Source organism: Lysinibacillus odysseyi 34hs-1 = NBRC 100172 (genome assembly GCF_001591965.1).
Lineage (GTDB): Bacteria > Bacillota > Bacilli > Bacillales_A > Planococcaceae > Lysinibacillus_B > Lysinibacillus_B odysseyi.
This window is the reverse complement of record NZ_BCVX01000001.1, coordinates 37,425-63,171: the sequence shown is the minus strand read 5'-3', so window position 1 is coordinate 63,171 and position 25,747 is coordinate 37,425. Positions and strand designations below refer to the sequence as shown.

The window sequence follows — 25,747 nt, the reverse complement described above, 5'->3', positions numbered from 1 at the left end:
AAAGTGGAACAACACGATCTTGAGCATATAAAACAGCACATATTAACTTTACATAATAAACATTATGTAAACAGGCCTTTCATCATTGCGATTGATGGCTTAAGCGGGGCGGGTAAAACGACTTTTGTCAATCAATTAAAGGATAAGCTGGAGAATATAGTGGTTATACATATAGACGATCATATTGTTGAGCGTCAAAAGCGGTATGGTACAGGGCATGCCCAATGGTATGAATATTATCAGTTACAGTGGGATACTATTTTTTTGGAAGAACACCTTTACAAGAGGATTCATGAAAATGAACGGCAGTTACGTTTACCGTTCTATAGAAAAGATCTAGATACTTGTGTGAATAAAACAATTCATCTACGCCCTGATCAGATCGTAATAATCGAAGGGGTTTTTCTATTGAGAGAGGAATGGAAAAATTATTATGATTATATTATTTTTTTAGATTGCCCGAAGGAGATTAGATACGACCGTGTGCTTCAGAGGGATACGTATATAGGAAATATACCAGAGAGAGTGAAAAAATATGAAGAGAGATATTGGGTTGCTGAAGACTATTACCTGAATAAACAATCTCCATTGAAACTAGCCCATAGTATTTTTCCATCGTGACAAGAAACCTACAGGCTATGAAAAAGCAATCGAAAAATGGAAAAAAGAGGGGAAAATTAAGTGGAGGGAATGTCTAGTAAAGCTGCGCCTCCTTTTTTATATCCTTTAATGCAAGTTATTGATCCACAATTAGCAGAGTTCCATCTGTTTCATTTTCACAGCCGGCTATTTGATATTCGATTGTTTCTTCGGTCTCAAGCTTTTCGATAGACGTACAATTCGTTGTGATTACTTCCTGTTGACCATATGCATCCCGTGTTGTATCAAGGATATATTCTATTGTGCTGCCGTCAAATTGGAGTTCTGTAATAATAGCATCCCCTTCAATTGTATAAGCGACGATTCGGACAGCATCCTTCCTCGAGTACTGCACATTTTCGAAGAATTCCTCGAAGCGTGTTAAATTTGTAATCTTCCCATGTTTATTTACAACATCCTGTTCAGAAGGCGTAAAGAATGAGGATAAAAATGTCTTTGGCGGATTAGCATTTTCTTCCCCGCAGGCGGCCAGCGTGAAAAAGAGGGGAAGATATAGATATATTTTCTTCATAGATCAGCACCTCGCTAAATGTTATCGTATTTTTTCATGGATTACCGAATAGTTTTGACATATCAATACCTCCGCAATAGGTAAGTAATCATCTTGTTTTCCATCGTCAACGAAAAAGTGAGAGGTTAACAGACATAAATAGAAAGTTGGGAAATTCAATGCTGCACAATCCATGAAATTAAAGCCTTCTGCCGCTTCGTATAAGCAGTAGAAGGCTTGTTATGTTTTTGATGAAAAGATGATGCAAGTTAGAAGCTGCTTTTCAAATATTATATATTCCGCTCAATCGCCTGTTTGATTGTCGATTGCATCATCGGAATGTCCCGGTCTGTAAATGTAAGGCGGACAAAGCTTTCATCCATTTCAAGTGCCTCTGACAGGAAGCTTGCCAGCCCGCGTGCACGGCGGTCGATTTGAAGCAGGACTTCGACGCTGCCGGATGATTGGTTCAGGAATGTGACTTCCAATTCATCGAGGCGGCTTCTATATGCCGGGTTTGTCGCTGCGAATTCAAACTCCTGGATAAATACGTGCGGTGTGTGGAAGCGTTTTGGTGCTGTCTCGCAATCTACCTTTTTCAGGCGGAAGCCAAGTGCCTCCACAGCACGTAATACTTCGTTAGCAAGTGGTGCTGCCTTTACTTCAATATAGTCTTTATCCGATGGGTCGACTGCCATTTTTATATCAAGACCTGTTTGTACCCAGACGCGTGTTTTTCCGGATGTAACGGGTGTCGTATACGGAAGGTTAAAGGAAAATGGAATGGATTTTCGTTCACCTGCACCGATTACAAAAGGCTCATTTACCTTAAATTTCGTAATGGCTGCATGGTCAGTATATTTTTTATCATCCGCTTCCCGGATATAGGTAGTGTAAAGTGTCAGGTAAATCGCGTCGATGTTTTGCTCAACATTGCCACCCATGATTTCCACATTTCCACGGATCACATCACCTGCCGTGTAGCGTGAACTATCCAGTTTTGTATCAACGGTTGCAGCCCCGATCCCGACGCTTGCAAGTACTTTGTTAAAAATAGACATATTATATGCCCTCCTTATCTAATTACTTATAGATACGGAGGGCATAGGAAAAAGTTTCAAATTATTTTACAGAACCGCTAATAAATTTCTCGTCCTTATAATACATGTCTTTCACGAGTACATTTGGGCCGAGGCATTTCACGGCAGGGCAGTGGCAGTTCAAGCTTTTCGCCAGATCGCTCTCAAGCCATCGATCGAACACATCAGGCAGGGTATCTGTTTGAATATTGCCAAGAGGCGGTGCATCGCCAAAATCCGTAACGATCACTTCCCCGGAGAAAATATTAATATTTAGTCGGGAGCGGCCGTCCGGATCATTACGTAATGTCACCTTTTCCGTTTCACGGAGACGTTTTAAAAGTTGCTGATCCTCTTCATTCATACTGCAAGGGTAAAATGGTAATGTACCAAACAGCATCCAAGTATCCTTGTGTCGAATATCGAGCAGATGATGGATTGCCTCACGTGTTTCCTGTAGTGAAAGTGAAGTAAGCGCACTGGCAAAATCTGATGGGTACATAGGGTGAATCTCGTGCCGTGCACATTTCATTTCATGTACGATTTGATGATGGATATGTTCCAAATACGGCAGCGTTTTTTTATTCAGCATCGTCTCGGCCGATACCATGACACCATTTTCCGCAAGCATCCGGGAATTATCGATCATGCGCTGAAAGAGGGCAGCACGCTGTTCGAACGTCGGTTTACGTTCCATCATCGCAAAGCCAGTTTCAACGAATTCCTCGATTGTTCCCCAGTTATGTGAAATATGTAAAACATCTAAATACGGGGCAATTTCCATATAACGGTCCCCATCGATTGTCAGGTTTGAATTGATTTGTGTCCGTACGCCGCGTTCGTGCGCGTATTTCAAAATAGGCAGCACATAGCCGCGCACCGATTTCTTCGACATCATCGGCTCACCCCCTGTAATAGAGAGGGTTTTCAAGTTTGGTATTTCGTCCAATCGTTTTAACATCAGTTCGATCGGTAAGGCATCGGGGTCCTTTGTTTGTAGTGTATAGCCGACTGCACAATGGGCGCAGCGCATATTACAGAGTGTTGTTGTTGTAAATTCAATATTGGATAAAGTTAGTCCACCGTGCTTTTCTACATCTAAATAAGCTTCCCACGGATCATAACTTGGAGTGATTTGAGGCATTGTTATCATTGTAATCTTCCTTTCATACAATCTATTTTCTCATAAATTTATGTGGGCGACTATAGCTTTCCATTAGTCGCAAAATTAGAAAAACGGATTTAGCAAACTGTTCCTTTTACAGGCAGTCCTAAATCCGTTCACCAACTAGTCGTTCACCTCATCTAAAGAGTGGGTGATGACACTATTATTTTCACTGTAAAATATTTTTCCGAAAGAGTTTTCTACAAGTGTATCTTCTAATGTAATGTTTGAATAATTCACTGCCTGCACATTGTACTGGAACCGGTCGTTCCGGATAATGCAGTTAGATGCATGAAGGGATGATTTATTCTGGACGTATATATCTGATTCAGCGCCTTCAGTAAGCTGGGTATCTTTTAGTTCAACCGAGGATGCAAGATCAATCCATATTTGAGGGAAAATATGCTTTGTAATGAAAGAATCCTGGATATATGCTTCGCTGTTATTTTCGACAATCAATCCATTGCGCTCGCCATTTAATAGCTCGCTGTTTTTCATCGTAAGGGAACTATCATTTAATACAATTTGCGGTAAGGCGTGGTTTGAAATTTGACAGTCATTTAGCTCTAAATGTGAATTGCGTAACACTTTGAAGCCATTTGTCTTACCATTTGAAATGGCACATCGTGTTAAGTTTGCCTCTGTCTGATCACTGATCTCTATCTGCACTCCGTCACTTTGGTGTATTTTGCAATCGGAGGCAGTAAGGGTGGACTGGTCAATTATATACAGACTTTTTCCTTTATAGAATTCCGTTTGATGGATAGTGATCGAAGCATTCGCTTTACCTGCAATATGCGGCATCTCATTTTCATACATCCGGCAGCCCTCTACCTGTACCTTTGCATTTGTAACAGCTAATATACCGTTCCCGTCATTATACGCCAGCTCGCAATCCAGCGCTGTCAGCTCTCCCTCCATTACCGTGATCGCCGTATTCTGATGACCGGCAAGGGAGCTATCTGCAATTGTGCAGCTGCTGCCTTTTTCCATCAGGATACCTACTTGCTTTCCATCCGTGAATTTACACCCCTTAATAGAGGCGATCGATTGTTCTGTAATAAAAAGCTGTGACAGTACATGGTCTTTAAAAGTTGTATCCAAGAAATTCGCGATCGATTTTTCCCTCAGCTGCACACCGACTCCTTCGCAGCTATGCAGCTGTGAGGATTCAATATTCAGGCGAGATTCCTTCGTTGCCTGCACATTCGCAATTTTGTGATTGCCAATGGTGCATTTGACAATTTCAGCAGAAGCATGCTCCCGCAGCATAATAGCCGACTCCTCACCATCTTCAATCGTGCAATTTTTGGCATGTAACTCACTTTCCTGCATCCAGATCTGTGGCAGCTGCTGGTGGTGCATGTATGAGCCAAGCAATGTTACGGTCGATTCCCCTGTTGCGTAAACGCCGTTGCCTTTGCCATGGGAAAGGGTGCTGGAAGAATCTATCCATGCTGAACGTTCCTGTACGACAATTTGCGTTCCGCTGTGATGATGAATGTGATTTCCGACACTTTTTATCGTCGCCTCATCCTTCAGCCACATACTGTGTACAGCATCTGTCAGTTCGCTGTTCTCTATCGTCAAATGTGAATTTTCTAGCAAGAGATGGGATTTCCCGTTTCCGTTAAACAAACAGTTTGTAATCGTTGCCTCACTTTTATTAAATAACGCCAAGCCGACATCCTTTGCCTGCTCAATGGTACAGTCTTCAAGCTCGACTTCTCCATTGCTTACGGAGAGAATTACGTTTGTTTGGGCACCTTGAAAAAGACAGTTTTTAAAAACAGCCCTTCCTTCAATAAAAAACTGGGCAGTCGGGATAATCGTCAGCTGCTCGAATGTTATAGTTGTATGCTCTGGAACGATAAAAAGCCCTTCTATTATTGTATCTCTATTATTTTTCCCCTTCATCGCAACCGTTTCATGGAACTGAATGGACTCTTTATATTGACCGGACGCTAAATGAATTTCATCGCCCCGTTTTGCCTTTGTCATTGCACGCTCAATTGTCTTGATTGCTGAAAAGATAGAGGTAGACACTTTAATGATTGCCATAAAAGCCCTCCTTTGTCGAAAGTGATATTAACCTTTATTTTCACAAAAAACCAAATTGTTAACCTACTAATAAAAAATATTGATAAAAAAGGTGACAGAATGACAAAATGAAGACAACTATGAAAAGCGATACAAAGTGGTCCTGCCAGGTGGGAAAATAGAGGAGAATAATTCCAGCAGATAAGCGGATGAAGGTTTAAAAAGCGCTCTCTAAGTGAAAAGTTATAGTACGAAATAAAATCAGAATATTTCCACCTTTTCATCTCGCTGTTTTCCTGCTAAGCAGCAGAAATATGGGCAAAGAGAGTTGTACAGCGGGTCAGCTGCTGAGTGTTTCATTAAACAGCGGTAATTATACGAAGGCGTAACGGATGATACAAGTACATACATATAAGAGAAGGGAGAGTGGAACATGTCATATATGCGGTTGCAAAAAATAAAACAGGCTTTGAACAGTAAATTCTATGACCGGGAGACCGAGATAGAAGCGCTCATGACAGCTCTTCTTTCCCGGCAGCATATTTTATTTATCGGTCCGGCGGGTACTGGAAAAAGCGCGCTTTCAAGTATGCTGGGTGAAATTGTGGAAGGAACCTACTACTTCCAGCACCTGCTTACCCCTTTCAGTACCCCTGAAGAGCTATTTGGCGTCCTATCACTGAAGGATTTAGAGCAGGGGATTTACAAAAGAAATACGGAAGGGATGCTGCCAGAAGCCCATTTTTCTTTTATCGATGAAATTTTTAAGGCAAATTCGGCTATCTTGAACTCGCTTCTCACACTGATCAATGAACGCGTTTATTACAATAACGGCATCCCAATTCCGACACCGCTTATGACCCTAGTAGGTTCTTCTAATGAATATATTGAAGAAGGGGAAGGGTTAGAAGCATTATTTGACCGATTTTTACTAAGATATGAGGTTGAGTACATCCGGCAAGAGGACGTATTTATTTCCATGCTGAAGGATGACAAAGAAGTGATTGTACCGAAGCTGACATTGTCGGAGCTTCTTCAACATCAGGAACGAGTGAAATCCGTCCAAATTCCTGACATTATTTTTAAAACATTAGCTAAAATCCGCAGTAAACTGCGGGATGAAGGAATACGCCCTTCTGACCGCCGCTTTAAACAAACGCTGTCCTTACTCCGTGCAAAGGCTTATCTTGATGGGCGTTTTGAAGTAAACCGTACCGATTTGGCCATTTTGGAGCATGCCCTGTGGGAGTCTATTGATCAAAAGGAAAAAACAAAGGAAATTCTGTATGAGATTGTTCATGATACAGTGGAAACATTTATTAACCGGGTCGTTCCCGAGTTTGAAGTAATTGTATTACATGCTCAAAGTACTTTGAGTAATCGGACACCGGGAGCACGTGCAAGGCTTAGTGAACTGCTGATGCAAGGAAAGACATTATTTATGGAAGTACAGGAAATGAATAAGCAAATGCCGAACCGCCAAGAGCTTGTCTCGTTAAAGAACGAGATGCACCAGCGGTTACTGAAAATGACGAGCGAAGTCATTGGCTTTTAGCTTCCGAAAGCAGTTCGCCAAGAGAAAGGGAAAAATCATAAAACGGAAGCGCCTTTTTCAGCGCTTCTTTTTGTAGGTGAGAGAATGAATAAACAACTAGACAGAAAGATGTATGAAGAGACAGTATTGATCGAAACAAGCCGGCAATTTGAACGGTTTAATGAGCTGGCCCAACTTGCCCAGGTTTTGCAGGAGGTGTGTCAGGACGGGGAAAGAATTTTCAATGGATACACAAATATAATCGGTGATATCTGGTATGCATTTTACACTTCCGCTCCCCAGCTTGACCAAGGAAAAAAAGAACGCTATCCGACCCAGTATGGACTGCTGTCGAAGCTGCTGCAGACAGAAGAATTTGCACGCTGGCATACGCTCACTGCTTCAGATGATTTACTGGCTGTCCTGACAGCTGTGGCAGTGGGAGAGCGCTTGAAGGAGTTGCTTTCCTATAATACCGAAGTACAGGAAGCCCTGCTGAAGAAGCAACGTGCCCTGCGAAGTGAAGAAAGGGCGAAGGCACGGTTAGGTCATATGAATAACCTTGCGGCAGCAGGCAGCCAGGAAGAAAAACGAACGGAGCTGCAAAGGGAATTTGTCCAAAAGCAATTATCCTATGCCATGCAAGATAAAATTCAGGCAGAACGAGCGATTCAAGAGGCATTCCAAAATATCACAGGTCAGCAGCTTCAGCAAATATTGGCGGAGACTAAGCAAGAGACTAAAAAAACGAAGCAGGCACTGTTTGAAATCGGCACAATCGATGGGAAGAAATCAGACCAATTACCGATGAGCGAGCAGTTTCAGCTAGTAGAACATATTCAAAAGCATGATACATTAAAGAAAATTGCCGAAATGACAGGGAAGTTCAAACGGATTGCCAAAAAACGCATGAAGGTCAAGCACGAGGTGACGATGGAACGTAAGGATGTTACGCTTGGACAGGAGGTAGCAAGACTTCTGCCAACCGAGGTAGCTAACTTCATCATGCCGGATTCCAAGCTGGATTTTTTAAGAAGATACGCCGAGCAGCAAACCTTTGTTTTTGATACAAAGGGGAAAAATAGAAAAGGGCGGGGACCCATTATTATTTGTATGGATGAAAGCAGCTCGATGACTTCTATTATGGAAGAAAGCAAAGCATTCTGTTTGGCCCTTTTAATGATTGCCCGAAGACAAAAGCGGGATTTTGCCATTATTCCATTTGCCAGTGATATTGGGGAAATTCTTATTTTTCCGAAAGGGCGCTCTTCGTCAAAGGATATTATTACATTCAGCAATCACTTTCTCGGCGGTGGTACGAATTATGAAAAACCGTTACGTGCTTCACTTGAGATTTTAGGAAAGAGTGATTTCAATGAGGCGGATATTCTATTTGTGACGGATGGCTCCAGCTTCTTATCGAGCAGATTTATAGAAGACTTTAACATAGCGAAAAAGAAACGGAAGTTTGAATGTACATCCATTGTACTGACAAACTTGATCAACACGGTAGATATGGAGCTTGTTAATAGTTTTTCAGATAAGGTAATTGAAGTTAATGAATTGTTTGAAGCAGAAGAGGTATTTACTCTACATTAATAGACCCTAGTTCTTTCTCCTAGAAAAATCGCACATTGTCTTCTACAATGACAATAACGATTGTTTTAGGAGGAATTTTTTTGATAACAAATTATGAGCAGGTGCTTGCATTATCATACGAAGAGCGGGGCGAATACATACAGCAGCACCCCCATTTCCTACAGGAGATGCTCCAAAATATTGGCCATCCTAATGGTGAGACAAGAGATTTGTACAATTACCGGTTGTTCGTGGAACTATTATCGGCTGATCAGATTCCTCATGAGGTGCTGAAAAGCTTTGCGCATTCCTTAAGCGGCAAAGCATATTTACTAGCCGGAATTGGCGAAGAAGAGGGGGATTTAGTATTTACAAGATCGTTCTCGGCGTTATGGCTGACGGCTATTTTACATGCCGACCGCCAGCTGGAACTGCTTGATGAAGAATTAGTAGCGGCTGTGACAAAGGGTGCCCTAACACTCCTTGCGCGCGAACGGGATTTGCGAAGCTTCGTCAATGACGAAAAGGGATGGGCGCATTCTATCGCCCACGTAAGTGACCTGTTGGCTGCACTTATCCAGCACTGCCATTTTGATATGAAAAACAGCCCTTATATTTTGCAGGAGGTCAAAGAGGCATTCTGGAAGGGACGGGTATATACAGATGATGAAGAGGACCGCTTCGTCAAAATTATAGAAGGATTGATTCAAAAAGGCTTTGAAGAAGACATCCTTGTAGAATGGGTCGAGCAAGTATTCGATAAGCTGGAGATATACAGCTATGAGCTTGGCTTTACACAGGAATGGTTCAGAGCGCGGACCAACATCCTTCACTTCATGCAAACACTCTACTTTACACTGAAGTTTTCCAGCCGTTATGAAAAGCTGCGCAGTATCACATCTATCTTTATTCAACGCTGGATGAAGCTCTCTTAAGTTGATTTTTGTAACAAAAAAATGGCATTTGGAGGAATTTCATAGATGATATTTCCCAAGTTGCCATTGTTTATTCCCCTTATATATGAGAAAATTAAGAAAATTGCATCTAATGATAGGGGGTCTTACTATGCAAGACCTAATAAGAAAACATCATTCTATATTTATTTTGGATAACGAGGAACAATTGGGTGAATTCATCCGGCTTGCAGATGAGCATAAGCATATACGAGATCTTCTTTTGCTGGAAGGGTCAGATATTTTAATGACTAGACGTGTCGCATTTAATATTTGGCAATATCTATCGAATGACGACAGCCTGTTAATCGTCGATATTGAACAGCGCATGATTTACCCTTCCACGGCTTTTTTGCTTGCTACTGTACAAAATATCAATACCGTTGCCAACTTTAAGCATAATTACGGAAAAGACCGCACTCTATTATTTATAGCTAGTATATATGTAACGAATGCACTGTTTTATTGGTATCACAGGGAGTGCACACCGCAGCTGTTGGAAGTGGACGACATGGAGCATTTTTTGGCCTCTGATTTTTACATGCTGTTTGTTGAACAGAAAAAGACAACGGAAGGGTATCCGAAAGAGTTTGCCAGTATGCAGGCGCGCAAGCTCAGGGTCTTAATGGAAGCGACAGAAAAAAATCGTGCAGTAATAAATCGGCTTATCGAAGACGCGATTTTTGATGCGAAGAAAATCTACCATTTTTTAAGCTGCCGGGAGGTGTATAAAAAAGATGAATCGCCTCAGTGACTATTCAAATAACGCTGCTAATATCGTGCAGTTGAAGCAACAGGAGCGCTGCTTTTTTCAATCAAATAATTTACCTGCCCTGCTCGGATGTTATATCGAACAATTTCATTGCTATTTTAACGATAGGAAATTCATACAGGCAATGACAATCCTGCATCATGCCGAGCAGCTGATGGATCAGCAGCAGTTAGCAACATATAAGCTACCTCTCGCAAAAGCTTTAGGAATGGCTGTAACCTTCAACTATAAAATAGAAGAAACCAAAAGCCGGATTGAACGTGATATACCGATCGCCAAAATGAATGATGAAGATGAACTCCTTGGTGTGTACTATCAAATACTGAGCTATCTATATGCAAAAGAAAAGAAGTACCAGCGTGCCATCGACTATGCGACAATGGCTTGTTTTTTTGTAGAGGATAAGGAGCTTAAGGATAATTATTCCCTTTACAACGCTCAGCTGCAGCTTGTCATTAGCTTGCTGGATGGGCGTTATACAGCAGAGGCTAAAAGCTATGTCGAGTGTTATAAATGGCGGCGTGAATATTGTCAATCTGCAGGCGAAAAGATACTTTTATCAATAATAGAAGCGACGCTTACAATCCAGGAAGGGGAAGTGGAGCAGGGACTGCGTGTTTATCGGGAAATGCTAACGTTATTCGAACAGCCTGCAACATTGCTTTATGCGACATATTTAAGCGAGCATATCGAGACACAGCTTCACTATATTACGGACGAACTGTACAAGCATTCCGTGAATGAAGTAAAAGCACATTTAAAAAATTCTGTTTTGCGCTATCAATGGGCGTATCAAAAAGCCGGGGCCTATGAACACTCCGCTGCAGAGAAAAGCGCTTATCCGCTCCAGCATTTTCTTCGGGAAGGGCAGGAATTTTTTGATCGCTCAAAAGATGGGGAATTTCTCTGCTGTACGCATATTCAAGTGAGAAAGAGGGAAGAAGTAAATCAGGTTGAGTGGCTTCATTTTATGACGGCCTTTAAGGACAAGCTTGAAGAAGCGATTGTTCATCAAGTAAAGGATCAATATATTTTTGCGCAGCTTCATGAAAATACGCTGATGATCGTGACGAGATATCCTCATGCAGGGGAAGAGGCGGTGGAAGCTTGGTATAACAGATTAATTTATACTATAATAGAAGAGCTGCCATTTGAATTGCAAGTGGATGATTTGCTTATCACTCTGGATGACAGCAAACAAATGGGATCAAGCGATTTCTTCGCTTTGTATAGCCAAACCGTCGCAAAAATATATAATCGTTTCGGAGAAAACGGGTAAAGTTTTGCAGGGATAATTCGGCAACGACAAATTCTGCTCGTTCATGCAGAAAAAAGACATATTCTTAAAGGGTCATAAAGAAAACTTATCGCAAAAGATAATATTAATGTAATTTACTTATGTTTGAAAGTGCGCTATGATAAGTGATGGAGAAAAGAAGCTTTACACAGCCTTTTCAATAAAGAAATCTAGGGGGACACATTAAATGGCACAAGAGAATTTACACAATAGCCGCGCGTCTTTCGAAGTAAACGGTAAAACATATAACTACTACCGTCTTGCTGCAATCGAAGAAGCTGGTATTGCAAACGTATCACGCCTTCCTTATTCAATCAAAGTATTATTAGAATCTGTATTACGTCAATATGATGGCTACGTAATCAAAGAAGACCACGTTAACGAATTAGCTAAATGGGGCAAAGATGCTAACACAGAAGCTGAAGTACCATTCAAACCTTCACGTGTAGTATTACAAGACTTCACTGGGGTACCAGTAGTAGTAGACTTAGCATCTTTACGTTCAGCTATGAAAGAAATGGGTGGAGACCCAGCGAAAATCAACCCGGCAATCCCTGTTGACCTTGTAATTGACCACTCAGTACAAGTTGACAAATACGGTAACGAAGCTGCGCTTCAAGCGAACATGGACCTTGAGTTCGAACGTAACGCTGAGCGTTATAACTTCTTAAAATGGGCTCAAACTGCTTATGATAACTTCCGTGCTGTACCACCAGCAACTGGTATCGTTCACCAAGTTAACTTAGAGTATTTAGCTCCAATCGTACACGTTAAAGAAACTGCTGACGGCACTTTCGAAACGTTCCCAGATTCAGTAGTAGGTACTGACTCTCATACAACAATGATCAACGGTATCGGCGTTCTTGGATGGGGTGTAGGTGGTATCGAGGCAGAAGCAGGTATGCTTGGCCAACCTTCATACTTCCCAATTCCAGAAGTTATCGGTGTAAAATTAGTAGGCGAACTTCCAAACGGAACAACAGCTACTGACTTAGCACTTAAAGTAACTCAAGTATTACGTCAACGCGGCGTAGTAGGTAAATTCGTAGAGTTCTTCGGTCCTGGTGTATCTAAATTACCACTTGCTGACCGTGCAACTATCTCTAACATGGCTCCAGAATATGGTGCTACTTGTGGTTTCTTCGCAATCGACGACGAGTCATTAAACTACATGCGTTTAACTGGTCGCGACGAAGAGCACATTGCTGTAGTAGAAAACTACTTAAAAGCAAACAACATGTGGTTCGACCCATCATTAGAACCAGTTTACACTGATGTTATTGAATTAGACCTTGCTGAAATCGAAGCGAACCTTTCTGGTCCAAAACGTCCACAAGATTTAATTCCATTAACTGAAATGAAAAAAGTTTACCGTGAATCAGTAGTAGCTCCACAAGGTACTCAAGGTTTCGGTTTAACTGAAGAGGAATTCACAAAAACATCTACTGCTAAATTTGCAGAAGGTGATGTAGAAATCCCTGCAGGTGCAGTAGCGATCGCTGCGATCACTTCTTGTACAAACACATCTAACCCATACGTTCTTTTAGCTGCTGGTTTAGTTGCTAAAAAAGCTGTTGAGTTAGGCATCAAACCTGCTAAATGGGTAAAAACTTCTTTAGCACCAGGTTCTAAAGTTGTAACTGGTTACCTAGAAGATTCTGGTTTACAAGAATACTTCGATGCAATCGGCTTCAACACAGTTGGTTACGGCTGTACAACATGTATCGGTAACTCAGGTCCATTACTTCCTGAAATCGAAGATGCAATCAAATCTAACGACTTATTCGTAACTTCAGTACTTTCTGGTAACCGTAACTTCGAAGGTCGTGTACACCCACTAGTAAAAGCTAACTTCTTAGCTTCACCACCACTAGTTGTTGCTTACGCTTTAGCTGGTACTGTAGATATCGACTTACAAAAAGACGCTATCGCAGTAACTCCAGAAGGTAAAGAAGTATTCTTTGCTGATATCTGGCCATCAACTGAAGAAGTAAACGAAGTATTAAACAAAGTAGTAACTCGTGAACTATTCCAAAAAGAATACGAAACAGTATTTACTGCTAACGAAAAATGGAATGCAATCGAGACTTCAACTGAATCTCTATACACATTCGATGACAAGTCAACTTACATCCAAAACCCACCATTCTTCACTGGTCTTTCTAAAGAGCCAGAAGCAATCAAAGGTTTAGATGGCTTACGCGTAATGGCGAAGTTCGGTGACTCAATCACAACTGACCATATTTCTCCAGCTGGTTCAATCGGTAAAGATACTCCAGCAGGTAAATATCTACAAGAAAACGGCGTAGCAATCCGTGACTTCAACTCTTACGGTTCTCGTCGTGGTAACCACGAAGTAATGATGCGCGGTACATTCGCGAACATCCGTATCCGCAACCAAGTTGCACCAGGTACAGAGGGTGGATTCACTACTTACTGGCCAACAAACGAAGTAATGTACATCTATGATGCATGTATGAAATACCAAGAACAAGGTACTGGCTTAGTAGTATTAGCTGGTAACGACTATGGTATGGGTTCATCTCGTGACTGGGCTGCGAAAGGTACATTCCTATTAGGCGTGAAAACTGTAATCGCACAATCTTACGAGCGTATCCACCGTTCTAACCTTGTAATGATGGGTGTATTACCACTTCAATTCATGCAAGGCGAATCTGCTGATACTTTAGGCTTAACTGGCCGTGAAGAAATCTCAGTAAACATTACTGACGATGTAAAACCACGTGACATCCTAACTGTAACTGCTAAAGCTGAAGATGGAACTGTTAAAGAGTTCAAAGCTCTTGCTCGTTTCGATTCAGAAGTAGAAGTAGACTACTACCGTCACGGTGGTATCCTACAAATGGTATTACGTAACAAAGCTCAAGAAGCTTAATTCGTAAACTAATAAAGGCAAGATCCAATATGGATCTTGCCTTTTTTACGCTTAGAAAAATGGAATCAATAAACTGCTATATCAGTCGAAAGGTGCATTCTAACAATTATTTCCTTCTGCTAAGATGAAAAGGGGTGATGGGATGGAAAAACTAAATATCAGAAAGATGGTAAATTCAAAAGAAAAATATTTAAAAGTTTGGGAGAGCGAAAATTTACATCATCGTATACTGTACTTTCAACTGGACAAGGAAGAGGAAGGGATCCCGGCGCATTTTCATCCTTATGGCGAAGACCACGCAATTGTCCTTAGTGGCGAGCTGACATATGATATTTCCTTTGACCGTCAAATAGAAGCAGTTGAAAACGATATTGTCTTCGGGTGGAACAATTATATTCATGGCTACCACAACCAATCGGATAAGCCTTTGCATCTTCTTATTTTTGCTACACCGGAATATAATCCGAGTGTCTATAAAAAAGAAGAGAATGGGGAGAATCATAACCTAAAAATTCGTAAAGCAGCGATCGATAGAAATTTTAAAACGATAGCTTCAAAGCGAATGAGATTTTCCACCGAAGCGGCAGGGAATCATGGGGATATGTTTGCTTATGACAAATATACAAAAGAATTATGGATAATGCCAAACTCTCAAGAGGTTTCGAATCTACATTTATTCATTCAATTTTCTTAAGAGAAAAGAAGAATGAAATGTTCTATTTAATACTGTTAAACGGATTATGCTTCAAAGGGGTGAAAATAAATGGATGCTTTACTTAGGCAATTACATCAAATAGGTGTACATAGTATAAAGAGTAATACTGCTGTTATGTTAGAAATTATGGAGACTAAGGTGCAGCATGCTGAAGAAATAGACCGGCTTATTGATAGTCTTCTAAATACGATAAATGAAGGCACGCAGAAAACAGTAATCTTCCAGTGTCCCGCACATCTGCTGCAGAAAATGGACACGGTGCAGACTAGGATGATAGTGGAAGGGCAGAGAGTTAACTATACTAGATCTTTGAAAGAGACCATAGATAATCCTGCCGCTTCTTTTGACATATGGCCGGTTTCTGAAAAAAAGTCAATCTCCTTTTTATCTGAAACAATGGGGAGAAGCGAACAGGAGGCGATGGCCTTTTTACAAAGTATGAAAGAGGAGCTGCCGTCGCAGGCGGATTACATGTTTACTGTTTATTATGTAGAGGATAAACCGGCCGGTGTAGTATTGCCTCATCTAGAGCCTGATACGGATAGGGAAGGGCGTATGTTTTGGATTGGCATGCATCCGGATTTTATCGGAAAAGGGCTTGGTAAAAATCTGCATCTTATAGGGCTGCACCGATTGCAAAAAGAATGGAAGGCGAAAACTTACTTAGGTTCAACAGAGATAAATAATGTACCGATGAGAAATATAATGGTGTCCAATGGCTGTGCAGAAAGAAATACAGTCACCTCATTAAAGTATGCTAATAAGAATACATAAGGTGGTGTACGAATGCATCAACAAAAAGGATTTGATATTGTTTTACGGAATGTAAGAGAATCGGCTAACCAGCTTGACTGTACAGGTGCCGGTGTAATGGTTATGCATAAGGGGAATACGGTGTTAGAGCAGTATTGGGGTACCCAGTCGAAGGAAGCAAATGCCAGACTTGTTCAGGCAGATACACAATTTCATATTGCCTCTGTCCGCAAATCATATATAGGCTTTGCCGCTGCCTTTGCTGTGCAGCATGGAATGATTTCCTCGATTGATGAGCCGATTTCAGCATACTTACCCGAGTGCACGGAAGCAATCTACGAAAATGTGACGATACGTCATTTACTTACACATACACACGGACTGCGAAGTATACATAATGAAATTGTCCGGGAGTTTGAACCGGGAACGAATTGGGCGTATCGGGGAATAGGAGTAGCACTGCTTACGGATATTATCAAACGAGCTACCGGAAAGGAAATTGCCGCAATTTTAAAGGAATACGTATTCCAACCTTTACAATTACAAGAGACCGGCTGGTATGGTATCAACCATGATAATTTTGTACAAGTCATCCATTCTCCTAGCGATCCAGCCTGGCAGACAAGTGAAAATACAGACGGTTCGGAAATGAACATGTACGTCTCAATCAGAGATCTGGCAGCCTGGGGACAGCTCCATTTGGATAAAGGAAAATGGAACGGCCGGCAAGTGGTAAAGGAAGAAATCATTCGTTTGGCAACAGCTTTGCAAACTCCTCCGGCACTCACGGCTGATTATCCGCAAAACGGCTATCTTTGGTTTGTGCAAAAGGAACAAGGCATACTGGCTAAGCGTATGGAAATAAGTCCGGACATTCCGGCAGGTGCTTTTCAGCTATTAGGCTATACAGGCGTGACGATTCTCGTTATCCCGCAATATGAGGTGGTCGCTGTCCGGGCGTTTAACAGCTTCGGTTCGCCTCCGGGGTATGATTACTTGGAGGATGTAAGAGGGTTTGGCAATGTTGTCATGAGAAGTATAAGAGGAGAAGCGGCTGGTGTATATACTGAAAACGTATACTAAAACAGAGATTTAACCTTTTCCTGCCTTTTATCTGCCTGGAACAACAGAAGCCCAGCAGCCATTTCATTTGAATGGAGCTGGGCTTTTTCTTGCGCTTTTATAGCCGTGGATCAATCGGTTCACTTTCAAGCGCCAGAGCAGCAAGTGTACATTCATGGACACGTGCACTGCTTTCCTGCTGTACAAAACGTTCAATACCTTCTACACCGAGGCTGAATTCCTGCAGGGCATTGCGCATTTTGCGGGAAGGATTGCGTTTTTTGAGCGCCTTCAGCTGCGCTTCGTCGGTATAATCCATCCCATAAATGATGCGTAAATACTCACGGCCTCGTACTTTGATCGCTGGCTGCAAGAGTTTTCCTTTTCTTTTTTCGATAAAGTGCAAAGGCTTTATAACAATCCCTTCATGTCCAAGCTCTGTCATGTCCTCCCACCAAGTAATCGCTTCTTGTTCCTGCTGCTCTGTCTCAATCAAACGATATTCGGTTGCGAGAAACAGGGAACTATCTTCAGCTAACAGCGCATTCATTTCCATATGCCATGTATGCGGTTTGTCAAAATGCGTTGTTTGGCTATGAGCTAAAATATGAAACGGTGCAATTTGGATACCTTGAAGCTCGTTTGTCGGCCAGCAGTAATTTTGATACACGGCATCAAAACGTGCAGCGTTTTTCAGCTTATGGGCATATTCCTCCGCCCAATTTGACACATCGATATTCGTTGTTGTCTGCAGCTTATTTAACAGGAACTTTCTATCCATTAATGCCTGCTCTGCAACGTTGGCATATTGCCTATCAATCAGGCCGTGTGCTTTTAGGTTCCATGGCAGAATCTCGGCATCCATAAGCACATAATCTGTTTGGAACCGATCAAAATAGTTTTTCGCCAGGAGCTCCTGGTGGATGGCTTGTAAAACTTCCCGCTGCAGCTCTTCCTCAAAGAAGGCGCGTCCTGTCCGGGTTGTAATGATGCCAAGCGCTTCAGTATTCAGCAGCTGCTTTGTCACCTGTTCATCTTTTGCAATAAAGATGACCGCTCGGCTGCCCATATGCTTTTTCTCTGCGATCATTTGCGTAACGCCGTGCTTTTTATAATAGGCAAACGCCTCGGCAGGGTGCTCTAAATAATCGGCTAACGCAGATGTTTGCGGTGTTGGACTCATTGTCGGGGGTATATATAATACCTGCTCCAGCGGCAATGTATGGTGGGAGAATGCGTCCATCGCAGCAAGTGCCTTTTCTTTCGGAATAGCAAATTCCTCACCGGCTGCCGTATGCACTGTGAAGCCGTTGATGAAATGCTTTACTTGCGGCGGGGCAAAACGTTTGTTTTTCGCTTCTAGTAATGGATTGCTAGCATCCCCAGCATAATTGTGCTGTGCATCTACAGCAACGAAGCTTTCTTCCGGATAACGGAAGGCTGTCAGCTGTCCGCCGAATACAACACCTTGGTCAATATTAATGGTACGGTTCGCCTTAAACGGTTTTAGCTTTGGCTCATGTCCCCAAATAATCAGCTCGCTTGTTTTATGATCCATAAACCAATCACCGCGTATCGGTTTACCACGTTCGTCAGTCCCTTGCACGTCGCCGTAGCGGCAAAAATCCCGTATGCGCTTGGACTCCTTGCCAATATAGCGGTCCAAAATGCCGGCATGTGCGACAACGGCCTTCCGTATATTGTTTCTTGCGAGGATATAGTGAGAAGGGGCAGCAAGCAACATGTCCGCGAAACGCTTTTTCAATGCTTCGGCCTCTTCCATGCCATATTCCTTTTCATATTGTTCGAATTCCTGTGCTACAAGTTCATCCCCGTGCTGCAGCGTGACTTTTTGTCCCTGAAGCCAGCGAGCTATTTTCCAGCCGTGATTACTATCGATCATAAAGCTTTCACCCGCTTCGATCTGGCGCAGCCAAAACAGCATTGTCTCAAGCGATTTTGGTCCGCGGCTCATAATATCTCCAGCTGATAGTAAACGGCGGCCCTGGGGGTGGGTATACAGTTCGCCTTTTTTTTCGTAGCCAAGTTTTTGGATCAGCGCCATCATTTCATCGAAACAGCCATGAATATCACCAATTACATCAATGCCGGATCCGATATCCAGCAGGTGAGGGGATGCTTGTCTTGCAATCGTGAGGTCCTCGCCCCGCCATATATAAAGTTTAGCAAAAGGCTCTTTTTTTATGTGGCGAAGCTCATTCTGGAACGTCCGTATTTGCTGCTCCAGCCGTTTTTTCCCACGTGGCTCTAAACGCTGTTCATCCCGCTTGAAAATGTCCTCCTTTGGTATATCAAATACGAGGGCGATAAGCGGTACGTGGTGCTTTTTCGCCATTTCCATATATTTGGCCCGTTCAGCCTGCCGTAAATGTGTTGCATCGACAAATGTCACTTTATTCAGTTTTGCACGGGACGCAACCACCTCATGCAATACGTGAAATGCTTCCATAGAAAGCTGCTGATAGTCTTCATAAAGCACATCCTGATCTTCGGGCGATACGGTTGAAAAATCGATATATTGAATATCTGATACAAGCTCACGGTATGTATCAGAGCTGACTACTTCAGATCGTAGCAGCAGCTGTTCGGCAATCAGCTTTTCGAGCAGTGTAGATTTTCCGCTGTTGGAAGGCCCGATACATAAAACGATTGCTCCTTGCGGCAGTTTAAGCTGCACATTAATCCCTCCTTGTCATCACGCACATCTGTGTTGGGGTTCCGAAAACTGCATGTTTCTCACCAATTCCTTCAAAGTGAAGATCGTACCCCGGAGCAGCGGCTTTACACCATGCCTGGAACTGCTCCCGCGTCCATTCAAAACGATGGTCATCATGCCGCATTTCTTCCAGCTCATACACCGTGTTGTATTCTGCATTTGGCGTCGTAATAATTATATTCTTCGGCGTGTAATTGTCTGTGATCAATGTCATGATGGGCATAAGCCGGTCTTCATTAATATGTTCAATAACCTCGCATAAAATGAACACATCGGCATCCCGTAAATCAGCATCCTCATAATATAGAGAGCCCCACTGAATGGTAGGTGCTACAGCGAAGTCCGTTTCGCTAAAACGCTTTTTCATCTTCAGAAGGGCCGTATTACTCGGATCAATCGCGTATAACGCATCAATTGTCTTGAGCTGGGCTAATTGCTCTGTCAGCTTTCCTTCTCCTGCCCCCATATCAACTACGAAGCGGTGCGGAAGCTTTTCTACCTGTTTCACGATAGCTTCATAGCGCTGTGTATTTAGTGATACACGCTTTTCTTTCGGTGCTTCGTCTAGTAAATGGCGGAAGCGCAGCGCTTTTTTGTAAATCATATCGCGAAGCGGATGCCCCTCCAGCCAGCCTTCACCATAGCGCTGCAGCCGTTCCTGTTCTTTTTCATCAATAAAGTAATGCTTATAATCATCCATTACCGGAATTAAAATGAAAAGCTGCTGCAGGGCCCGCTGTAGAGTAATGGAGTTTGTCAGCGTCAAAAAGCGTGCACGCTTATGTTCGGAAATTCCCTGAATCGCAACCTCATAGCCAAGAGGTTCCCATAGTAGGCGAATGTCTTCATCAGACATCGAAGTAGCAACAGGTCCCACCTCGAAGGTGAATGGGAAGTGTTGTGATACATATTTTTCGTATTCTTCCTTTGGTTTTCCGTTTAGAGCGGTACCTAACGCAGAGCGGATAAGCGATAAAAAGATTGTACTGACCGCAAACTCTCTGTCATTAATGTAATGAGTGATATCGTAAGCTTGTTCATCGTTAACAAGCGAAAGGGCATCAGGCGTAACAAATATTGTGGCATATAGTTCATCATCGGTCATCGTATGATAGACAAAGCGCACCGCATGATTTTTCGAATAGCGCTCATACACATTGTTAGGGTTTTTCGCCAGTAAATAAGATACTGCTCGCGCGTCCGGTGTTTTTGTATAAATGGATAGCTGCATATATTTCCCTCCCTAGATATAAGAATAATGAAGTGTTTCATAAAAGGAAAGTAAATACTGTATAGAAACTCCAACTCATCTTATGAGATTTTTAGGAAGGTGTTTGTCTATTACAAAAGATAGGAAATTCAGTTACCGAAAGAAGAGATAGTCTGCTGTTTTTGCAGATGGACGGGTAGGCCGAGACGTTAAAGAATCGGAGGAATCCGAAGGTTGTCACTATTCAAATATTTTTTATGCTATAATTTGGATACTCAATCGAAAGGTGTGATACATATGAAAAAAATCATGGCGGTACTTCATTTTAAAAAAGGTGAAGCAAAATAGCATGAATGCGGTTTTGCTTCTAATGAAAAGGAGCAAATAAATTGTTATCAAAACAAGGGTTTAATCTATGGGCAAATGATTATGACAAATCAGTGAAGGTAAGTGAAGAAAGTGGACAATATCCGTTTGCAGGATATAAGGCCATTTTAGGATCTATTTTCAATGAAGTGATGCAGGGCGGTAAAAAGAATGTGCTGGATATCGGGATCGGAACCGGGGTGCTGGCAGTGCAGTTGGCTGCCCATGGACATCATATAACAGGGCTGGATTTTTCAAAGGCTATGCTGGAGACTGCAAAGCAGAAGCTTCCGCAGGCAGCATTATATGAGTGGGATTTACAAGACGGTCTCCCTCCGGAAATAGAGCAGCAGCGATTTGATACAATCATCAGTACGTATACACTCCATCATTTCCGCGATGGGGAAAAAGTGCTGTTGATTCAGAAGCTGCTAAACCTTTTAACGCCTGGCGGGAAGCTTTATATTGGAGATGTTGCTTTTTCAACAGCAGCTGAGTTAGAGGGGTGCAGGGAAGAAAGCATTCGCTATTGGGACGATGATGAATACTACTTTGTACATGATGAGCTTAAACCGTTAGTAGAAGAATTCTGTTATATCAACTTTTATCCGATGTCTCATTGTGGGGGACTATTTGTATGTAGGAAAAGGCTGGAGAATGCTGAAGAATATGAGCAGCCGCTTCTCTATGATAAGGAGAATGAAGAGTATCAGCCGGAAATGGCATTATTGCTCAAATGGGCTGCAAAAAATCCTGGAAAGATAATTGATCTTGCTTGTGGAACGGGACGTATGACCATCCCTTTAGCAAGACATGGATTTGACTGTATAGGGGTGGATATCCATCCACATATGCTTCAAAGAGCAAAAGAAAAAGCCGGAACTTTATCTATCCAATGGTTCGAACAGGATGGCCGGAGCTTGCAATTAGATGTGAGGGCACAATTGATGTTCAGTGTAGGGAATTCGTTTCAGCATTTCTTAACAAATGAAGATCAGGATGGACTGCTTTCTTCAGTAAGCCGACATTTGGAAAAGGGCGGCGTTTTCATATTCGGTACTAGATTTCCGAGCGCTGAGGAGCTGCTGCAGCCGCCTATTGAAGAATTCTGGAGAAGCTACCAGGACAGGGATACAAAAGTAGACCTATATACGATCAGTCACTATGATGCACTACAGCAAATTCAGCACTATACAACAATCCGTAAATATAAAGATAGAGAAGAAAATGTAATAGATGAACAGCGGACACATATTAAATTGAGATATGTATTCCCGAAAGAAATGGAACGCCTTCTTGAGAAGCATGGCTTTGAAATCATTGAAGTTTATGGGGATTGGATGGAAACACCGCTGACTTCGGAACATTATGAAATGATCTATGTTTGCCAAAAGAAAATGGAATTATAAATGGTTCTATAAATGACTATGTTTTAACGCTTTTTATAATAGGGAAAGTAGTGAAATGAAGGCTGCAAAAGAATAGAGAGCCTGAAATCTAGGTATGATTAACGGAGATACCAATACAGAGGATACAAAGAAAGGTGGTTATAACATGAAGGAGTTCCACACACGCCGCACAGAGCACGATATTGATCCTATTTATCTTCAGCGCTGGTCCCCGCGTTCTTATATGGATAAGGAGGTGCCGGAGGATGTGCTGATGCGTATTTTTGAGGCAGCACGTTGGGCACCGTCGGCTAATAACCGTCAACCTTGGCGTTTTATAATTGCACGTACATCCGAAGACCGTGATAGATTTCACACATTTATTAATGAGAGGAATCGGCTATGGTGTGAGAAGGCACCCGTGCTTGCTATGCTCATTTCCGATACGGAATTTCCAGTAAGCCCATTTGATAGTGGAACGGCTTGGGGCTTCCTGGCGCTGCAGGCAGCACGTGAAGGCTTGATTACCCATGCAATAGGAGGATTTGACAAGGAAAAGGCGTCTGAGGTGCTGGGTATTCCGGGTACATTCGAGCCGCGGATTATTATTGCAATCGGTTATCTTGGGGAAAAAGAAGCACTAGCGGAAGATTTCCAGCAGCGCGAACTGCCGTCTGACCGTCGCCCATTGGAGGAAATGATTATGGAAGGGCGCTATCGGGAGGCAGAATAACCCGGCCTCATGTTTTCCTCTGTATTAGGAAAGCATGGGGTTTTTTTATGGCGGATAGTTATCTCCGCGCTGTAGGACATCTGAAAAGCAAAGGGCATGTTAGGGACGAGCAGCCTATTTCTTCTAGACAACAAAAGGGGAAACCGGTTATTGACAAATATTCCGAAAAATTATATGATGGAAATCCTGCCAATCGACAGGTTGGCGCTAAGGGAACTTGAAAAGTTCATTCTTCGTTGAAAGGGATGGATCATATGAATAAAGAGCAATTGATGGAAAGCGCACGGAATAGTAAGGGAAATGCCTATGTTCCGTACTCGAAATTTCCGGTTGGAGCAGCATTGCTGCTAAACGATGGTACGGTTATTAATGGCGTAAATGTTGAAAACGTTTCATTTGGCGCTACAAACTGTGCTGAAAGAACAGCAATCTTCACCGCTGTAGCAAACGGTTACAAAAAAGGTGATTTCACAGCAATTGCGGTTGCAGGCGATACAGCAGATTTTCTCCCTCCATGCAGTATTTGCAGACAAGTACTGGTAGAATTTTGTTCACCTGACATGCTAGTCTACTTAACAAATGAGAAAAAAGAAATATTAGAACTGACATTAAAAGATTTATTACCACATGCTTTCACAAATTTAGATATGTAAGCTTATCTAATGTTAAAAGAGGCGGGTTTTGAAGAATAATTTCTCAAAACCCGCCTTTTTCTATTTTTCGTTCGGTAAGCTTAATCGTGTATAGAAGATTTCACTAACAAAAGCTTGTTTCGATTCTATTTGAAACAGGCGATTACATATTTTTCTTTAGTAATAGTATAACATACAAAAAACGGAAATATCAGTCTATTATTTACTTAACTAGCCCTCTATTATTATTTTTACAAAGAAAACGAGACAGCCGGCTACCATCCGCAGCTTTCTCCAATAAAAAAGAGTCAGTCTGCCTGAACAATAGATAGACGTAATCTTTAAAAAGAAGATAAGGGGTGTCAGTTATGCAGCAGTTTGTTTATCATATGGTGCCAGCAGAAATGATCGGAGAGAAGTTAATCCCGCTGAATGCTTTTAAGGAAGTTCATCCTCGTTTATACGAACAATATACAAAAAAATACTTTGATCATCCCGAAAGGTCGAAGCTTTTGACAAAACAAGTCCCGAAGCTGAATTGCTTATGGAATGATGTGCTTCATTTTTTACCGCTTCATCCGTATCACGTCTATAACGCATTAAAAAGTTTAGGTATAAATGCAAAAACAAATCTACCATTTTATAAAATTCCGATAGAACGTTTACGGCATAATCAGAATGCTCTATACCTTTATGCAAAGGAACATTACAGCGGTCCGGCTGCAGATTTGCGGGAAGAGGAAATAAGGCTCGTCAGCATAGAGGAATATCAGGAAATGACGCAGATGCCTTCGGACACAGTGGAATACTTTTCATTGGAAAAGGATACTGGGAAGCCGTTTGGTATGTTCCATTTCATCCCGCATCTACTCAGCCTTGGGCAAGTGGATATAGAGGGAGTTGATATCATTACATGGAATACACTTGTTGACTAGCTACCTATCCTTCTGTCGTGCCATTCGCGGATAACATGTAAATGAGAGAGGAATATTGCTGAAATACTAAAATCCTTTTGCTAAAATGAAGGTATGTCTTCATGAAGGAGTAAAGGGAATGTCTATTCAAATTTTTATATTGAGCAAATTAATGAAGGGAAATAGTTACCCTTATGAACTTGAAAAACAGCTGTCAAATCCTGTTCCACTGAATACGTTTGCAGGATTGACGGAAAGCAAGCTTTCCTACCATTTTGAATCACTTGTAAAGCAGGGATTGATTGAACCGGCGGGAGTTATGATAGAGGAAAACAGCTCGGAACGTCAAGTATTTGCGATAACTGAAAAAGGACGAGAAGAGCTCCCGAAAAGAATCTATAGGCTATTAGATGGTGCCAAAAATATTACGGATATGGTGCTTGGCCTGGCAAACTTAAAATATGTAGACAGGGAGAAGGTTGTAGAAATCCTGAAGCAGAAATTGGAAAGCCGTATTGCCCGAAGAGAACGGGTAGAAGAAATTCGCAGGCAGGCTCCTATCGATAAAGAAAATGAGCCGCTTGTAGATCTGATCGGTAAATATATGAAGACAAAAGGTGAGCATACGATTGAGTGGCTTGAAGAACTGATCGAAGAAATCCGCCAGGGGCATATTTAAAAGCAATAGGGCTTATTAGGGTGAAGTAGGCACTGATTAAAAACATATGAACAAAAGCCTTCTGCCATGTAAAACAGAAGGCTTTAGGTCTTTT

22 protein-coding genes are annotated in these 25,747 nt (G+C 42.1%); 16 read left to right on the top strand and 6 right to left on the bottom strand.

What is annotated here, in order from left to right; all coding sequences use genetic code 11:
- Positions 1-3: 3 nt before the first annotated feature.
- On the top strand, positions 4-621 hold the full coding sequence (locus BOD01S_RS00325) for a kinase (RefSeq protein ID WP_233153059.1): 618 nt from the start codon (positions 4-6) through the stop codon (positions 619-621).
- Between the two features lie 115 nt (positions 622-736).
- On the opposite strand, the gene BOD01S_RS00320 is transcribed toward BOD01S_RS00325, so the two are convergent.
- From BOD01S_RS00320 to BOD01S_RS00305, 4 genes are all read right to left on the bottom strand, one after another.
- A complete protein-coding gene (locus tag BOD01S_RS00320) occupies positions 737-1,171 on the bottom strand; it encodes a DUF4362 domain-containing protein (protein ID WP_052125022.1) in 435 nt (144 codons plus the stop codon).
- Positions 1,172-1,440: 269 nt separating this feature from the next.
- Positions 1,441-2,211, bottom strand: a complete 771-nt coding sequence (locus tag BOD01S_RS00315) for a sporulation protein (protein WP_036159378.1) — start codon at positions 2,209-2,211, stop codon at positions 1,441-1,443.
- A gap of 61 nt (positions 2,212-2,272) precedes the next feature.
- Positions 2,273-3,382 carry a radical SAM/CxCxxxxC motif protein YfkAB gene (yfkAB, locus tag BOD01S_RS00310; RefSeq protein ID WP_036159376.1) on the bottom strand — a complete coding sequence of 370 codons (1,110 nt, stop codon included), beginning with the start codon at positions 3,380-3,382 and terminating at the stop codon, positions 2,273-2,275.
- A gap of 135 nt (positions 3,383-3,517) precedes the next feature.
- Entirely contained in the window at positions 3,518-5,455 is a 1,938-nt protein-coding gene (locus tag BOD01S_RS00305; RefSeq protein ID WP_036159375.1) for a right-handed parallel beta-helix repeat-containing protein, read from the bottom strand.
- A gap of 421 nt (positions 5,456-5,876) precedes the next feature.
- Here BOD01S_RS00305 and BOD01S_RS00300 point away from each other — a divergent pair, with 421 nt between their 5' ends.
- The 9 genes from BOD01S_RS00300 (at position 5,877) to BOD01S_RS00260 (ending at position 17,015) form a co-directional block, all read left to right on the top strand.
- Complete coding sequence (locus tag BOD01S_RS00300) at positions 5,877-6,989, top strand: AAA family ATPase (protein WP_036159758.1); 1,113 nt, start codon at positions 5,877-5,879, stop codon at positions 6,987-6,989.
- A gap of 84 nt (positions 6,990-7,073) precedes the next feature.
- Positions 7,074-8,567, top strand: a complete 1,494-nt coding sequence (locus tag BOD01S_RS00295) for a vWA domain-containing protein (RefSeq protein WP_036159373.1) — start codon at positions 7,074-7,076, stop codon at positions 8,565-8,567.
- A gap of 80 nt (positions 8,568-8,647) precedes the next feature.
- Positions 8,648-9,481, top strand: coding sequence for a DUF2785 domain-containing protein (locus tag BOD01S_RS00290; RefSeq protein ID WP_036159371.1), 834 nt, complete (start codon positions 8,648-8,650; stop codon positions 9,479-9,481).
- Positions 9,482-9,611: 130 nt separating this feature from the next.
- Entirely contained in the window at positions 9,612-10,253 is a 642-nt protein-coding gene (locus BOD01S_RS00285) for a hypothetical protein (protein ID WP_036159369.1), read from the top strand.
- Complete coding sequence (locus BOD01S_RS00280; protein ID WP_036159368.1) at positions 10,237-11,550, top strand: hypothetical protein; 1,314 nt, start codon at positions 10,237-10,239, stop codon at positions 11,548-11,550. Before BOD01S_RS00285 ends, BOD01S_RS00280 begins: the two co-directional genes overlap by 17 nt.
- A gap of 205 nt (positions 11,551-11,755) precedes the next feature.
- Positions 11,756-14,464: an aconitate hydratase AcnA gene (acnA, locus tag BOD01S_RS00275; RefSeq protein ID WP_036159365.1), complete on the top strand. Its 2,709-nt coding sequence runs from the start codon at positions 11,756-11,758 to the stop codon at positions 14,462-14,464.
- Positions 14,465-14,630: 166 nt separating this feature from the next.
- Positions 14,631-15,158: a cupin domain-containing protein gene (locus BOD01S_RS00270; protein ID WP_244887219.1), complete on the top strand. Its 528-nt coding sequence runs from the start codon at positions 14,631-14,633 to the stop codon at positions 15,156-15,158.
- A gap of 69 nt (positions 15,159-15,227) precedes the next feature.
- Complete coding sequence (locus BOD01S_RS00265; protein WP_036159362.1) at positions 15,228-15,953, top strand: GNAT family N-acetyltransferase; 726 nt, start codon at positions 15,228-15,230, stop codon at positions 15,951-15,953.
- Positions 15,954-15,965: 12 nt separating this feature from the next.
- A complete protein-coding gene (locus tag BOD01S_RS00260) occupies positions 15,966-17,015 on the top strand; it encodes a serine hydrolase domain-containing protein (RefSeq protein WP_052125020.1) in 1,050 nt (349 codons plus the stop codon).
- A 97-nt stretch (positions 17,016-17,112) separates the two neighbouring features.
- Here BOD01S_RS00260 and BOD01S_RS00255 read toward each other — a convergent pair whose 3' ends face one another.
- Entirely contained in the window at positions 17,113-19,692 is a 2,580-nt protein-coding gene (locus BOD01S_RS00255; RefSeq protein WP_081978070.1) for a polynucleotide kinase-phosphatase, read from the bottom strand.
- Between the two features lies 1 nt (position 19,693).
- The gene (locus tag BOD01S_RS00250; protein ID WP_036159358.1) at positions 19,694-20,962 is read right to left on the bottom strand and encodes a methyltransferase domain-containing protein; all 1,269 of its coding nucleotides are present in this window, start codon (positions 20,960-20,962) and stop codon (positions 19,694-19,696) included.
- Between the two features lie 368 nt (positions 20,963-21,330).
- On the opposite strand from BOD01S_RS00250, the gene BOD01S_RS23900 reads away from it, so the two are divergent.
- The 6 genes from BOD01S_RS23900 (at position 21,331) to BOD01S_RS00220 (ending at position 25,653) form a co-directional block, all read left to right on the top strand.
- Positions 21,331-22,716 carry a methyltransferase domain-containing protein gene (locus tag BOD01S_RS23900; RefSeq protein ID WP_174523052.1) on the top strand — a complete coding sequence of 462 codons (1,386 nt, stop codon included), beginning with the start codon at positions 21,331-21,333 and terminating at the stop codon, positions 22,714-22,716.
- 94 nt (positions 22,717-22,810) lie between these two features.
- Entirely contained in the window at positions 22,811-23,428 is a 618-nt protein-coding gene (locus BOD01S_RS00235; RefSeq protein ID WP_407655982.1) for a nitroreductase family protein, read from the top strand.
- Between the two features lie 47 nt (positions 23,429-23,475).
- Complete coding sequence (locus BOD01S_RS22780) at positions 23,476-23,649, top strand: hypothetical protein (RefSeq protein WP_156117075.1); 174 nt, start codon at positions 23,476-23,478, stop codon at positions 23,647-23,649.
- Between the two features lie 33 nt (positions 23,650-23,682).
- Entirely contained in the window at positions 23,683-24,081 is a 399-nt protein-coding gene (locus tag BOD01S_RS00230; RefSeq protein WP_036159354.1) for a cytidine deaminase, read from the top strand.
- Positions 24,082-24,428: 347 nt separating this feature from the next.
- A complete protein-coding gene (locus tag BOD01S_RS00225) occupies positions 24,429-24,995 on the top strand; it encodes a hypothetical protein (RefSeq protein ID WP_036159353.1) in 567 nt (188 codons plus the stop codon).
- Between the two features lie 118 nt (positions 24,996-25,113).
- Entirely contained in the window at positions 25,114-25,653 is a 540-nt protein-coding gene (locus BOD01S_RS00220) for a PadR family transcriptional regulator (protein WP_036159351.1), read from the top strand.
- The last annotated feature ends 94 nt before the right edge of the window (positions 25,654-25,747 follow it).